We start from the raw sequence: 14793 nt of genomic DNA, 5'->3' as shown, positions 1-14793 counted from the left end.
CGCGTCCTGGTTCGCGGTTCATATAAACGGAGACAGGTAATGAAGCAGCAAGCCACCAAGGCTATCGCCGACGGCGCGCATCCGACTCGTCAGACGCGACGAGCCGCTGCGAGCGGCTGGATAGGTTCGGCGCTCGAGTACTACGACTTCTTCATCTATGCGACGGCCGCGTCGCTTATCTTTCCGCAAATCTTCTTCCCGAAAGGCGACCCCACCGTCGCCATCGTTGCCTCGTTGGCCACCTATGGCGTCGGTTATGTCGCACGTCCGATTGGCGCGTTCTTCCTCGGTCACCTGGGCGATACGCACGGACGCAAGAAAGTGCTCATCGTCTGTATGTTCCTGATGGGCTTCTCGACCATGGCCGTGGGCTTGCTGCCGACCTATCAACAGGTCGGTGTTTTCGCCCCGACGCTGCTCGTCATCATGCGCCTCATCCAGGGCTTCGCTGTCGCAGGCGAAATCTCCGGCGCGAGTTCGATGATTCTGGAACATGCTCCATTCGGGCGCCGAGGCTACTACGCCAGCTTCACCCTGCAGGGTGTGCAAGCAGGTCAGATTCTCGCCGCAGCCGTTTTCCTCCCGCTGGCTCATTACATGCCGGAAGACGCATTCAACGCCTGGGGTTGGCGTATTCCGTTCCTGCTTAGCTTTGTGGTCGTCATCGCCGGGTACCTGATCCGCCGCAACGTGGAAGAAACGCCAGCGTTTCAGCAGGAAGGCGAGAAGCACGCGGTACCGCGTTCTCCCATCGTCGATGCGTTCAAGTACAGCTGGCGCGACATGCTTCGCGTAGTTGGCATCGCCTTGATGAACGTCATCCCCGTTGTGACCACCGTGTTCGGCGCGGCATATGCGGTTCAGCCGGGCTACGGCATCGGCTTCGCAAAGGACGTCTATCTCTGGATTCCCGTGCTGGGAAACATCGTGGCCGTCGTCGTGATTCCGTTTGTCGGCAACCTGTCGGACAAGGTCGGACGCAGACCGCTTGTGATGGGCGGTGCACTCGTGACCGGGTTGCTGTCGTTCGTCTACCTGTACGCGATCAGTATCAAGAGTGTTCCGCTCGCAATCGGCATGTCGCTCCTGATGTGGGGTGTCGTCTACCAGGGCTACAACGCGATTTTCCCAAGCCTGTACCCGGAACTCTTCCCGACGCGCACCCGTGTCACCGCGGTGGCAATCGCTCAAAACGTCGGTACCGCACTGACGGCACTGCTGCCCGCCCTATTCGCGGCAATGGCTCCTCCGGGCGCATCCGGCATCCCGATGACCATTGGCGTCGTGACGTTGGTCATCACGATTGTGTCGGCGGTGGCAGCCTGGAGCGCCCGTGAGACGTATCGAATTCCGTTGAGCGATTTGGGTAAGCCTGACGCGAGCCCCATCGGCAAACCTGAGTACCAAGAGATGCGCCAGCAGGCTCTTGAGCAATCGCGCGCCTGAGCGCAATCCATTAAGGAGCAACAAGCATGAGCAAGACTCGAATCGCCGTTGCCGGAGCTGGTTATATCGGACAGGCACATATCGGCGCCGCCGTCGGAAGCAACACCTGTATGCTCTCCGCCATCGTCGACCCGTCGCCAGCGGCGAAGGCGCTGGCAGAGAAGGAAAACGTACCCCTGTATGCCACGCTCGACGAACTGTTCGAGAAAGACAAACCGGATGGCGTCGTCATCGCCACGCCGAATCAGTTGCATGTTGCACACGCAAAGCTGTCTCTCGAAGCAGGCGTACCAACGCTGCTCGAGAAGCCCATCGCGCCGACCGTCGCGGAAGCGGAAGACTTGGTCCGCGCCGGCGAGGACGTACGTGTGCCGATTCTGATTGGTCACCATCGCGCCCACAGCCCCATCATGGCGAAGGCCCGCCAGGTGGTCGACTCCGGCGTGCTCGGACGTCTGGTTGCGGTCACGGGTACGGCGATGTTCGTGAAACCCGACCACTACTACGTCGACGCTCCGTGGCGTCGCGAAATCGGCGCCGGCCCGATTCTGCTGAACATGATTCACGAAGTGCACAACCTGCGCATGCTTTGCGGCGACATCGTCGCGGTGCAGGCCTTCAAGTCGGACGCAACCAGAGATTTCCCGGTCGAAGACACGGTTGCGATCAATCTTCGTTTCGAAAGTGGAGCGCTCGGTACGTTCATGCTGTCGGACACGGCGGCTAGCGCTCGCAGCTGGGAGCAGACCTCGCAGGAAAATAAGGCCTACCCGACCTACGACGACGAAGACTGTTACCTCGTCGCAGGCACGAACGGGAGCCTCGCGATTCCGACGATGCGTCTGAAGACGTATCCGCGACACGAAGACCGCTCCTGGTGGAAGCCGTTCGAGGTCGGCGTGGTCGGCATGGTGCGTGACGACCCCATCAAGCATCAGATGGAGCACTTCGGCGCGGTCGCTCGCGGTGAGGTGGCACCCCTGGTATCGGCCCGCGATGGCCTCAAGAACCTGCGAGTCACCGAAGCTATCCTGACCGCGGCAACGCAAGGCACCATCGTCGAACTGCCGCGCGACTGAAAATCAACATGGAAGAGAGATTGAAATGAAAGTACTCATGCTTCATGGCATCAACCACAACATGTTCGGCAAGCGCGACCCGGCTCAGTACGGGACGATTACTCTGGCCGAAATCGACGCAAAGCTCAAAGCGCTCGGCAAGGAACTGAACGTCGAAGTCGACAGCTTTCAGACGAACCACGAAGGCGAGATGTGCGAGCGTATCCACAAGGCCTTCACCGACGGTGTGGGTGCGGTGCTCATCAATGCCGGTGCGTGGACGCATTACAGCTATGGCATTCGTGACGCGCTGGCGATTCTCACGGTACCTGTCGTCGAGGTCCACATGTCGAATATCCACGCTCGCGAAGAATTCCGGCATCACTCGGTATTCGCGGAAGTGGTAAAGGGGCAAATCTGCGGGTTCGGCGTCGACAGCTACCTGCTCGCTCTGCGTGCGGCCGTTTCGGCAACGAAATAACCGTTGGGTCATCGGTCCCTGCCCGATGGCCATCTTGAGAGATGTCCGACTCAAGCGCCGGCGTAAAGTCAGAAGCGGTCTACACGGAACGGCTTCGGATCGACCACTGTCGGTCTGCCGGTGACCATCTCGGCGATCAGGCGGCCCGTCACCGGCCCGAGCGTCAGGCCGTGGTGCGCATGGCCGAATGCGAACCATAGATCGCGATGACGCGGCGCGGCGCCGATGATCGGCATCATGTCCGGCGTGCATGGGCGGTGGCCGAGCCAGGGTTCAGCATCGACGCGCGCGCCGAGTGGAAAGACATCGCGCGCGAGAGGCTCGACCGCTTCGAGTTGCACCGGCGTCCTGGCGGTATCGCGATAGCCGAGTTCGACGCCCGTCGTCAGACGGATGCCGCGTACCATCGGCGTGATCATGTAGCCCACTTCCGCGTCGAGCACCGGCTGGTTCAGCTTCGCGCCGTTCGCGGGCGTGTAGTGCATGTGGTAGCCGCGCTTCACCGCGAGGGGCAGGTCATAACCGAGCCTGCCCGCGATGTCGCCGGACCACGGCCCCATTGCGACGACGGCCGATTTCGCTTCCACCGGAGCGTCCTGCGTCATCACGCGCCACGACGGTTCGAGCGTGCCGGCGTCGCCGATCAGCACCTTGCCGCCGAGCTGTTCAAAGAGCCTGGCGTATGCAGTGACGAGGCCGTTCGGATCACTCACCGAATCCGACGACCTGTAGCGCACCGCACCCACCAGCGTCGAAGTGAGCGATGGCTCCGCCGCCTTCAGCGCAGCGCGATCGAGCGCGTCGTACTCGACGCCGTATTCCGCCTCCCATTGCCGCGCTTCGGCGATTGCCTGCTTCAGCGCGCCTTCGGTGCGGAAGATCTTCATCCAACCGCCGGTGCGCAGCAGTGCCTGCGCGCCGGCCGCTTCGATGAGCGCGCGATGCTCAGTCACGCAATGCTCGATCAGTGTCGAATACGCGCGCGCGATCTGCGCATGCCGGTCGGCGCGCGAATGATGCCAGTAGCGGTACAGGAATGGCATCAGCTTCAGCATCGCGGCGGGGTGATAGCGCACGTCCGTCGCGCGATTGCCCGCATAGCGTGCGAGCGAGCCGAAGTCGCGCGGGAACGCGTACGGATAGACGCCTTCGCGCTGGATCAGCCCGGCATTGCCAAACGACGTCTCGTTGCCCGGCGCCTTTCGATCGACCAACGCGACAGCGAGGCCGCGTCGCTGCAACTGCAACGCGACCGATACGCCGACGATGCCACCGCCGAGCACGACCGTATCGAACTTCATCGTTCAGATTCCTCATGAGGGACGCGCCACGCGCGTCCCGTGATGCAGATAAAAAGCGCGCTTTGAATCAGGCGAGCGCCGTGACGGCCACTTCGACGTCGAGGCCCGGCTTCATCAGCAGCGCGGTGACGCAAGCACGCGTCGGCGCGTGGCCGTTCGCGACCCATGCGTCCCACACCGTGTTGAACGCGTCGAAATGCTTCGGATCGGAGAGCCACACGTTGGCCGTCAACAGACGCGTCCTGTCGACGCCCGCCGACGCGAGCAGCGTGTCGATGCGCGTGAGGATTTCCTTCGTCTGCACGTCGATGGGGGCACCCGCGGTATCGGGCACCTGGCCCGACAGATAGACGACACCGTTGGCGATCACCACCTGGCTCATACGTGCGTTGGTTTGCAGCCGTTTGATCGATTCATTCATGGTCACACCGTCGAAAGACCGGCGGCATCGCCGCCGGCGGGGTTGAAAACGGGCGGCGCGGTCACGATGGACGTGAGCGCCGGGTTGGGTTGCGCGAGACGCGCGAGATCGGGCCGCGGACGGCGCAGCGCGGGCGACGCGGCAAACGCATATTCGAGCGCCTGCGAGACGGCGAGCGTTTTCATATCGCCGCGGAACGGGCCGACGATCTGTAGCCCGAACGGCATGCCCGCCTGATCGACGCCGCACGGCAGCGAGATCGCCGGATGCGTGGTCAGCGTCACGACGTACGTGAGCGCGAGCCATCGGTAGTAGTTCGACTGCGCGCGACCGTCGATTTCCGTCGCATGCATCTGCGTCCACGGGAACGGCGAGACTGGCGTGGTCGGCGAGACGATCACGTCGTAGCGCGAGAACGCCTGCTGGAACCGCTGGAAGATGCGCGTCTGCTCGGCCTGCGCCCACGCGCTATCGGCGAGCGACATCTTTGCACCCATCTCGTAGTTGGCGCGCGTGTTCGGGCCCAGCGCGCCCGGATCGCGCGTGTAGGCCGCATGCAGACCGGCGACGAAACTCTCCGCGCGGATCACGTCGAAGCAGCAATGCACATCGCCGAGATCGAACGTGACCGGTTCGCACGTGTGCACGATGCGCTTCAGTTCGGCGATGCGCGCGCGAAAGGTCGCGCGGATGTCGGGATCGACGTCGCAGCAGCCGAAATCTTCGGTGTAGCCGATGCGCAGCGTCGCGGGATCGACGTGCGGCGGCAGCGCGAACGCGAGCGGATCGACTGCGTAGCTCAGCGGATCGCCGGCCGATTCGCCCGCGGTCGCGGCGAGTTGCAAGGCGGTGTCGGCGACATCGCGGCCCATTGGCCCGACCACGGAAATCGGCGTCCAGCCGAGCAGACGGCGCGAATTCGGCACGAGTCCCGGCGACGGCCGGAAGCCGACCACGCCACATTTCGCGGCAGGTATGCGCAGCGAACCACCCGTGTCCGAGCCGGTGCAGACCGGCAGCATGTCGCACGCGAGCGCGGCGGCCGAGCCGCCCGACGAGCCTCCCGCGTTGAGATCCGGATTGAACGGATTGCCGGTCGCGCCCCACACCGGATTACGTGTATTGGCGCCCGCGCCGAGCTCCGGCACGTTGGTCTTCGCAACGACGATCGCGCCCGCTGCACGCAGCCGCTCGACCAGCACGACGTCGCGCGACGGCACGTTGCCGCGCGACATCGGCGAACCGTAAGTGGTCAGCAGCCCGGCGGTGTCTTCGAGATCCTTCACGCCGAGCGGCAAGCCATGCAGCAGTCCAAGCGGTTTGCCGTCGATCACGGCCTGCTCCGCGGATTTTGCGACGACGCGTGCCGCGTCGAATTGGGTGGCCGTGATGGCGTTTACTGCGGGATTCACGGCTGCAATCCGTTCGATGCACGCGTCGAGCAGTTCGACGGGCGAGATAGCTTTTGTGCCGATCAGCCTGCGCAGTTCAACAGCGGACAGGCTGACCAGTTCGGCTTTGTCGGACATGGTGCGAGCTCCTGATGAGAAAGAGGATTCAGTCGATCGCCTCACCGGTGCGGTCGCGCAGCCAGATGACGGGAACCAGCGAGACGGCGCAAGCGAGCGCGACATACCAGGCCGGCGCGAGCGGATTGCCGGTGCGTTCGACGATCCAGCTGGCGATCAGCGGGGAAAAGCCGCCGAAAATCGAGGCGCTGACGACATAGGTTAGCGCGATGCCCGTTGCGCGGACTTCTCGCGGGAACAACTCGGGGATCATCACGAGCACCGGCACGATCTGCGCGGCGACGAAGATTGACAGATACGCGGACACCGCGCACAGCAGGGCCATCGACGGTGCAGCGGAGAGCCAGGCGAAGGCCGGGTAGACGGTCAGCAGCAGAATCACGCGCGAAATAACCAGCACACGCTTGCGCGTGAAGCGGTCCGCGAGCTTGCCCGCGATCGGTGCCATCGCGAATAGCACCAGCGAGCTGATGACGCCCGACGTGACCGACGCAGTGGACGATAGGTGCAGCGTGCGGATCGCGTGATTCGGCAGGAAGAACGCGGTGATGTACACCGACACCGAGCCGCCGAGTTCAGCGAACGCGCCGAGAATCGTCAGCTTCAGATGCGTGGTGAGCGCTGCCTTCAGCGCGCCGCGTCGCTGCGTGGAAGCGGACGCCGACGGCGCGGCACTCAAGGTCTCTTCGAGACGCCGACGGATCAGCATGCCGACCGGCGCCGCGACGATGCCGAACAGGAACGGCAGACGCCAGCCCCATGTATCGACAATCTCCCTGGGCAGCAGCACGTTGACGAGCGTCGCGACCGCTGCGCCGAGCGCGAGTCCGAGCGCGGTCGCCGCGAAGTTCCAGCTGGCGAAGAACGCGCGCGTGTTGTCGCTCGCGTATTCGACAAGCAGCGTCGTGCCTGGACCGAACTCGCCGCCCGCCGCAAAACCCTGGATCAGTCGCGCGGCCACCACGATCAGCGGCGCGACGAGGCCGGCCATCGCGTAGGTAGGCGCGCTTGCGATCAGCGCGCAACTGAGCGCCATCAGCATGATCGTCAGCACCATTGCTTTCTTGCGGCCCGCGCGGTCCGCGTACGCGCCGATCACGATGCCCCCAAGCGGTCGCACGACGAAGCCCACGCCGAATACGCCGATCGACAGCAAAAACTGGTTCGCCGGCGACGCGGACGGGAAGAACAGCTTGCCGATCTGGATGGCGAAGAAGCTGTAAATCGTGAAGTCGTAGTATTCGAGCGCCGTGCCGAGCGTAGTGGCGGCGATGACCTGCGCTTTGGACAGGCCCGATCTTTCTAACGCGAGAGAGGCCACGAGATGGCTCCTTTGGTGCGTGAAGGCAGTGTGATTTATCATATACGAGAAAAAAATAATTCTCGTATACGACAAAACCCTTGGGTGTCCCCCGCACACGGAGCCTGTTCCAATGGCACAACCCGCCGCACGCCACGGCGCGCAGACCGGCGCGCCGGATTCGCAAATCGACAACAAGTCAGTCGGCACGCGTCTGCGTCATGCGCGCAAATCGCGCGATCTCACTTTGATGCAGTTATCGGAACTGTCGGGCATCGCAGTGTCGACGATCTCGAAAGCCGAGCGTGGCGACATCGCGCTCACGTACGACAAGTTCGCAGCGCTCGCGCACGCGCTGAGTGTCGACTTCGACACGATCTTCGGGCGCGCGAAGAAAGCGGCGGCTGGTCCGATGAAGCCGTCGCTGACGCGCTCGGGCAAGCAACCGATCTACGACACGCCGAACTACGAGTACGGGATGCTCGCCAACGATCTGACCGGCAAGCGCATGGTGCCGATGCGCGCACACATCCGCGCGCGCAAGCTCGACGATTTCCCGGATTACATCCGACACAGCGGCGAGGAATTTGTGTTCCTGCTGGCGGGCAAGCTGGAATTGCGCTTCGAGAACGGAAGCGTTTTCAGGCTTGATCAGGGCGACAGTCTTTATTTCGATAGCGCGGTGGGTCACGTCTATCTGAGCGTCGGCAAGGAAGAGGCGGAAGTGCTGGTTTGCTGCGTGGATACGGATTCACACCGACCGCCGCAAACGCTTTGACATCGAATGATGTGACATTTAGCAAAAAACATTCGTGCTGCCTAGAATGTTGGGGGGTCAGTGATCCGCGGGTGATTCTTCGTCCCACAGGAAGTTAAAAACGGAGGGCATTATGAAGACCGCAATTGCCTGCCCGGTTGCCCGACTTTGTTTGTTTCTTGTGCTCGGGTGCCTGTCGTGCGGCGGACGGGCACAAGTAGCTCGGATGGAGGTCATTGCGGTCCCGACTGTCACCATGACGGACCAGCAATTCTTGACGGGTGTCGAGGACGGCCGGCCGGTCGCGATCGCGGGCGAACTTCGCCTTCCCAAGGCTGGGGCGGATCGGCTCCCACTCGTTATTCTGCTGCATGGCTCAGGCGGCATCACCAGTTCGATGACCGACTGGGAGCAGGATCTGCTGGAAATGGGCGTCGCCACTTTTGTCCTCGACAGCTTTTCCGCTCGCGGCATTACCAGCACAATCAACGACCAGGCTCAGCTACCTCGCCTGACACAAACCGAGGACGCTTTTCGCGCGCTCGCGATTCTCTCAAGACACCCGCGGATCGACCCGACAAGAATCATGCTCATGGGGTTTTCGCGAGGCGGGCAAAATGCGCTCTATGCAAGCCTGCAACGATTTCATCGATTGCACGCCGCACCCGGGACGGAGTTCGCCGCCTACGTCGCGTTCTATCCTGACTGCACTTACACGTATCGGGAAGACGACGATCTTGTTGCGAAGCCGTTGAGAATTTTCCAGGGCAGCGCGGACAACCACGACACGGTTGCCCCATGCCGTGCATATGTGGAACGGCTAAGGACGAACGGTAACGACGCCACGCTGATCGAATACCCGAGGGCCCATCATGCGTTCGACTCGCGGGCCCTCAGGCGGGCTGTTCAACTTCCGCAGGCTCAGACAACTCCAAATTGCAGGACCATCGAACTCGGGAACGGGTTGCTCATCAATGCCCGGACCGGCGACCCCTTTACCTACAATGACCCGTGTGTCGAGCGCGGCGTCACTATCGGATATGACGAGCAGGCAGCAAGTGAGGCACGGGAGGAGGTTCACGAATTGGTGATCGCGATGTTAAAGCCCAGTGTCGTCGCTAGAAAAACCAACCCGTGATCGTTGTGAACGCTCCCGCTGCCCTTTGCCCGAACCCAGCCACTCGTTCGACGCCCCGCGGGCTTCACCGATAATTGCGTTCATTCATGGGCAGTGCATTCGCCCGCCCGGGCGTTCGACCGTCAGGAGACCAGCGTGGATCTCGCCGGCACCGTACTTCCGATTTTCGCGATCATCCTGGCAGGATGGCTTGCCGGCGCCTCCGGATACACGCCGCGCAACCTGGCCGGGCCGCTGATGAGCTTCGCGTATCACGTCGCGATGCCGGCGCTGGTGTTTGTGACGATCGCGGACGAGACGCTTCACTCGCTTCTGGACTGGCGCTTCGTCGCCGCATTCGGTGGCGGATCGATGATCTGTTTCGCGGCGGTGGCGATGTTCGTGCGCATCGCGCGCGGAGCCAGCGTGCGCAAAAGCGCGATGCTTGCCGCCGCTGTTTCGATGACCAACACCGGGTTCGTCGCACTGCCGATACTGAAGACGCTGTTCGGCAAGCCAGGCGTGCTCGCGGCGGCCATTGCGACAATCTTCGTCGGCGCGGTCATCTTTCCGCTGCTGGTCGTGCTCTTCGAAATGGATCGGCCCGACGCTTCGCGCAACTTGCGAGGGACAGCGTTGCTTCGGCAGATCGCGACCAACCCCGTGATTCTTGCGACGATCTGCGGCGTTGCCTGGTCGGTCGTCGGGGTGACGTTGCCGGCTCCAGCAGCGTCGTTTCTCACGATGCTGGGCGAAGCATTGACGCCTTGCGCGCTTTTCTCGATCGGACTTGAACTGACGCTGAGCGAACTGCGCCAGCGCATGGCGCTCTACGCGCTGCTGACTGTGCTCAAACTCGCGGTCGTGCCGCTCGTCGTGTACGTCCTGTGCGTCGCGGTGCGGCTCGATCACATGGCGACCGTCGCCGCTGTCGTGTGCGCGGCCGTGCCGACCGCGAAGAGCGCTTACGTGCTCGCGGTGGAATACGATGTCGAAAAAGCCGTCGTGAGCGGCGTCATCTCGATGACCACATTGTTCTCGGTCATTACGCTGATTGCCTGGCTTCACATTCTGTAAAACCGGTACTGGGAGGAATAGTTCATGGCGACGCCAACCCGCAATTCCGGCGTGCAGTCGACGGTGGCGCAGACCTTCGCCCACTTCTGCACCGGCCTCGACTATGAATCCCTGCCATCCCTCGTGGTCGAGCGCGCCAAGCATTTCTTTATCGACTACATCGCCATCGCGCTGCGCGGTTCCATGCTGGATTCCAGCCGACCGATTCGCATGCTGGCTGCCGCACGGCCGATCCCGGGTGGGGCAACCCTGCTCGGCCGTCCCGACCCGGTGCACGCGGCCTGGGCTGCGTTGGCAAACGGAATGGCCGCGCACAGCATGGAACTGGATGACACCTTCCTTCCCGGCTCGATCCATAACGAGTCTTTCGTCTTTTCTCCGGCACTGGCGTTGGCGGAAGAACGGGGCGCCAGCGGACAACGCTTCATCTGCGCTGCAGTCGCTGGATTCGAGGTTGCCTGCCGGGTTGCCGCCGCGCTTCAGCCGGCCGTGACCAACGCCCGCGGCTTCCATCCCACTGGCACCACGGGCGCGCTCGGCGCCGCGGCCACCGCTGCCACACTCCTCGGGCTGGATGCAGCGCAGGTGACACATGCACTCGGGGTTGCATGCAGCCAGGCGGCGGGGTTGCTCGAATTCGTCAGCGATGGGGCCTGGACCAAGCGCTTTCACGGTGGCTGGGCCTCGCACGCCGGCATGATTGCCGCGGACCTGGCGCAGTTCGGGATCACCGCGCCGGCTACTTCCATCGAAGGCAAGTTCGGCTACCTGCATGCTTACTCCGGCGATCCGTTGCCGCAGGCGCTGTCGGTGGGCGAAGGCGAGACGCTTGCCATCGCGCAGACGGCGCTGAAGTATTATCCCTGCGTCTACTATATCCAGTCGATCAACGATTCCGTGCTGCAACTTGCCGTGCGCGCGGATCTTCCTGTTGAAGCAATCGAAAGCATCGTTGTTTATACGGTGCAGGCAGCAATGCCGCTGGTATGCGAGCCAATCCAGCAGAAGCGTCGGCCGAAGCTGATGATCGACGCGCAGTTCAGCGTGCCGTTCAACGTTGCCCTCGGCCTTCGCAAGAGACGCGTCTCTTTCGTCGATTTCACACCGGCAGAATTCACCAGCCCGGAGAACCAACAACTGATGGACAGGGTAACGTGCCAGGTCGATCCGGCGCTGGACGCACAATATCCGCAGGCATGGCCTGCACGTGTCGAAGTCACTCTTGCCGATGGTCGCATGCTCGCCGCTGCGACCCAATATGCCAAGGGCGATCCGCGCAATCCATTGAGCCTGGACGAGGTGATTGCCAAGCACCGCAGCATCGTCGCGGGTGTCGTAGACGAGAGCACCGACGATGCGATCCTCGACTTCATTCTACGGCTTGAAACGAAACCGGATTTCAGCGAACTGACCCGCATCTTGAAGGGGTTCGTTCTGCCAGGTTAAGGGGCTCTCGCAGAGAAGTATCGGAGCATCGCGAATTGCGACAGAATCAGTTGAAACCACCCGCCGCGATCGCTTTCGCATCTGCATGACTGTCGAGCCGGGTCCAGCCAGGGCCACCCGGCGTTATCGCAAGGCGGCCCCGCGTACCTCCAGATCGATCCGTCATTGTGACGCTGGCAGACATGGGCACCGCTGGTCGCAATCGAGATCGTCGCGGCGTTGTTGTCGAGCTCTTGCCATCCTCCACACGCTGATCCCGTGCATGGCGTGCCGCTATAAAGCCAGATGGAACCGTCCTTGTGAAGCTGGACCAGTTCCTTCCCGCCGGCCGCAATTGCAGTAGTGGCGGAATTATTGTCGAGCTCCTGCCAACCCGCGCAGCCGGCATCGTCGGCTTTTTTCGACATCGCCGAAATGGCGGTCCCCGACGACGGTGCCTGCGCACGAGCGCAGGGGGAGATGCCGCGCCTATACCGACCAGCGCGAGAAGTGCCGCAATCAGGAGTCGTGATACGCGGGACTGCGCCGCTCGTTCAATGATCGCATCGGCATCTTGCTTCGCAGGACAGTCTTTCGTTTCGTGCTGCCCGCGAGGACAGGATCGAAGTCCACACAGAGTGTTGAAGCGAGTGAGATGGCGTGCAACCGCACGACGAAACCTGAGCCCATGTCGCTTCCCCTTGAAACGAATACGAAGCGGCGGTACGCGACGCGTGACCGAATGAAACGGGCGGCGTCGAAACGTAGCCGGCAACAAAAGGACGAAAGGCGGGCAATTGCTTTGAAGAAGCGTGCAGTGTTAGATGGGATGCCGCTGCGCCACTGGTAATCAGCGAGAGAGAGCGAAGATGGGTGGCACCGGGTGCGCCGTTGTTGATGCGGGCAACTGAGCAGGCTGATAGTCGCCCTCTTCAAGAGTCGTGCGACACTACTCGCGAACCTGCTAGCGTTAGTGGGCTATTTCGAACAAACGCTCATGCATTCGAAAGATATCCGGTCTCCTACGGGTCGGGAAGACACATGCATTGACCGTCATTGAGGTCCACGAATGCGGGCGTTTGAATTGGTGTCACTACACCACGCCATCGGCCAACCCATCGCCCTGTTGCTCGCAAGCCATCCCCGGATTGGGCTTATTCCCGCGTCATGGTTGAGCAGTTTCACGAATAGATCGTTCTCCTCCAGTTCGATCCGCCGCCTCGCCTGGCACGGATCATGTTGAGTCGTGTGTGCGCACGCTATGTCCACGATCTCACAAATCTAATGGGCTTCGGCCTATCAGGCACAGTGAATGCTGGACCTGCATCGGGGCGTCGCCAACTGTGGCGGCATCGCGCAAAGGCACGCCAGACGGCGATTCCGGCCATCAGTCAAGATCGGCCACAAAGTTGGCGGGCGTTTTCATATCTCATGGGCTTAGGATAGAAAAGCAGGTACACGGCTCTCCATTGCGGTGGCGGAACCGTGGGCGAAAAGGCCGAACCGCAGCTCATATCGATGAGCACTCCGTAAGGGGACGGCAGATGAACGTAGTGCATGGAAGGACCAGGCGAAACGGTCTGAAGCGTATTGGAATGTTCTGGCAGACCGGGCTTGCGCGTTCGGGTGCAGGTAGGCCGAATGCAGACATCAATACCTCACAGCCTTCGCGAGGCAGACGCCTTGCGCTTTGGGCTGCGTCGGCAAGCGCGTTGGGTGTTGCGGTCATCGGTATCGTCGCGCATAGCGATCGGTTCGAAGATGATCAGTCGCTCGGGATCATTGCAGCCACACCGCAACCGCAACACACGACCTGGTCCGGGCATGTCGTGTTGCCGCCGACGCCTCCCGCTCGCCCAACTGCGGTTGACCGTGCTGGACTCGCCCCGCCGGTGGTTACCACGCCGTCCGATCACGGCGCTGAAGCTACTCCGGATTCCGCCGCGCCGCAGTCGGTTAGGCGAGAGCCCGATCAAGCAGGCTATGCCGCCACAAAGAATCGACGCCATTCGGCGCCGTCCGTGAGAGCGATCGAGCGGCATGCGAGCGCGACCACCCTGCCCCCATCGCCGACGCCGCAAGCGTCTTCGTCCGATCACGTCGCGGCTTCGTCGTCAGTTTCCGCGCGGGAACCCGCAATCAGCAGTGCGGAGCACGCCCCACCCGTGCCTTCCGCGTCGCTCGGTCACCGCAGTGCACCTTCTCCGAAGACTCGCGGTGCACCTTCTCGGGATTCTGCTTCACTGCAGGTGGTGCAAGGACAGCCTGCAAGCACTTACGGAGGAGGTGGTTTGAGCGCGGGCGGTTCGAATGCCGGCAGCTCAGGCGCAGGCGCGTCCGGTTCGGGCGCGCGCGGCTCGGGCGCAGGTGCAGCGGGTTCGGGTGCAGGTGCAGCTGGTTCGGGTGCAGGCAGTTCGGGTGCAGGCAGTTCCGGCGCAGGCAGTTCCGGCGCAGGCAGTTCCGGCGCAGGCAGTTCCGGCGCAGGCAGTTCAGGCGCAGGCAGTTCCGGCGCGGGCAGTTCAGGCGCAGGCAATTCAGGCGCCGGTAGTTCGGGCGCCGGTAGTTCGGGTGCGGGCAGTTCAGGCGCCGGCAGTTCAGGCGCCGGCAGTTCGGGTGCCGGTAGTTCAGGTGCCGGCAGTTCGGGTGCCGGCAGTTCAGGTGCCGGTAGCTCAGGTGCCGGCAGTTCGGGTGCCGGCAGTTCAGGTGCCGGTAGCTCAGGTGCCGGCAGTTCGGGTGCCGGCAGTTCAGGTGCCGGTAGCTCAGGTGCCGGCAGTTCGGGTGCCGGCAGTTCAGGTGCCGGTAGCTCAGGTGCCGGCAGTTCGGGTGCCGGCAGTTCAGGTGCCGGTAGCTCAGGTGCCGGCAGTTCGGGTGCCGGCAGTTC

General features: G+C 62.7%; 11 protein-coding genes and 1 pseudogene. 7 read left to right on the top strand and 5 right to left on the bottom strand.

Translation table 11 applies throughout. The features are described 5' to 3' along the window. Nucleotides 1–39 precede the first annotated feature (39 nt). The 3 genes from EVC45_RS32410 to aroQ are packed head-to-tail and all read left to right on the top strand — an operon-like array spanning nucleotide 40 to nucleotide 2985. A complete protein-coding gene (locus tag EVC45_RS32410) occupies nucleotides 40–1446 on the top strand; it encodes an MFS transporter (RefSeq protein WP_129962249.1) in 1407 nt (468 codons plus the stop codon). Between the two features lie 26 nt (nucleotides 1447–1472). Beyond that, nucleotides 1473–2525, top strand: a complete 1053-nt coding sequence (locus EVC45_RS32405) for a Gfo/Idh/MocA family protein (protein ID WP_129962248.1) — start codon at nucleotides 1473–1475, stop codon at nucleotides 2523–2525. A 25-nt stretch (nucleotides 2526–2550) separates the two neighbouring features. Continuing rightward, on the top strand, nucleotides 2551–2985 hold the full coding sequence (aroQ, locus tag EVC45_RS32400; RefSeq protein WP_129962247.1) for a type II 3-dehydroquinate dehydratase: 435 nt from the start codon (nucleotides 2551–2553) through the stop codon (nucleotides 2983–2985). A gap of 68 nt (nucleotides 2986–3053) precedes the next feature. Here aroQ and EVC45_RS32395 read toward each other — a convergent pair whose 3' ends face one another. The 4 genes from EVC45_RS32395 to EVC45_RS32380 all read right to left on the bottom strand — a co-directional run bounded on the left by EVC45_RS32395 (nucleotide 3054) and on the right by EVC45_RS32380 (nucleotide 7557). Continuing rightward, entirely contained in the window at nucleotides 3054–4286 is a 1233-nt protein-coding gene (locus tag EVC45_RS32395; RefSeq protein ID WP_129962246.1) for an FAD-binding oxidoreductase, read from the bottom strand. A gap of 67 nt (nucleotides 4287–4353) precedes the next feature. Continuing rightward, nucleotides 4354–4707, bottom strand: a complete 354-nt coding sequence (locus EVC45_RS32390; RefSeq protein ID WP_129962245.1) for a RidA family protein — start codon at nucleotides 4705–4707, stop codon at nucleotides 4354–4356. Between the two features lie 2 nt (nucleotides 4708–4709). Beyond that, on the bottom strand, nucleotides 4710–6236 hold the full coding sequence (locus EVC45_RS32385; protein ID WP_129962244.1) for an amidase: 1527 nt from the start codon (nucleotides 6234–6236) through the stop codon (nucleotides 4710–4712). 28 nt (nucleotides 6237–6264) lie between these two features. Continuing rightward, nucleotides 6265–7557, bottom strand: coding sequence for an MFS transporter (locus tag EVC45_RS32380; RefSeq protein ID WP_129962243.1), 1293 nt, complete (start codon nucleotides 7555–7557; stop codon nucleotides 6265–6267). Nucleotides 7558–7669: 112 nt separating this feature from the next. Between EVC45_RS32380 and EVC45_RS32375 the strand changes: the two genes are divergently transcribed. The 4 genes from EVC45_RS32375 (at nucleotide 7670) to EVC45_RS32360 (ending at nucleotide 11933) form a co-directional block, all read left to right on the top strand. Beyond that, entirely contained in the window at nucleotides 7670–8314 is a 645-nt protein-coding gene (locus EVC45_RS32375) for a helix-turn-helix domain-containing protein (RefSeq protein ID WP_129962242.1), read from the top strand. Between the two features lie 112 nt (nucleotides 8315–8426). Further along, nucleotides 8427–9431, top strand: coding sequence for a dienelactone hydrolase family protein (locus tag EVC45_RS32370; RefSeq protein ID WP_129962241.1), 1005 nt, complete (start codon nucleotides 8427–8429; stop codon nucleotides 9429–9431). Nucleotides 9432–9566: 135 nt separating this feature from the next. Next, entirely contained in the window at nucleotides 9567–10487 is a 921-nt protein-coding gene (locus EVC45_RS32365) for an AEC family transporter (RefSeq protein ID WP_129962240.1), read from the top strand. A 24-nt stretch (nucleotides 10488–10511) separates the two neighbouring features. Then, nucleotides 10512–11933 carry an MmgE/PrpD family protein gene (locus EVC45_RS32360; RefSeq protein WP_129962239.1) on the top strand — a complete coding sequence of 474 codons (1422 nt, stop codon included), beginning with the start codon at nucleotides 10512–10514 and terminating at the stop codon, nucleotides 11931–11933. A 2118-nt stretch (nucleotides 11934–14051) separates the two neighbouring features. On the opposite strand, the pseudogene EVC45_RS32355 reads toward EVC45_RS32360, so the two are convergent. Then, nucleotides 14052–14793: pseudogene (locus EVC45_RS32355) on the bottom strand (hypothetical protein); the annotation flags it as partial.

This window comes from Paraburkholderia sp. UYCP14C (assembly GCF_004197395.1).
Lineage (GTDB): Bacteria > Pseudomonadota > Gammaproteobacteria > Burkholderiales > Burkholderiaceae > Paraburkholderia.
Note: the sequence above shows the minus strand (reverse complement) of the source record. Positions and strands in the feature narration are given on the sequence as shown.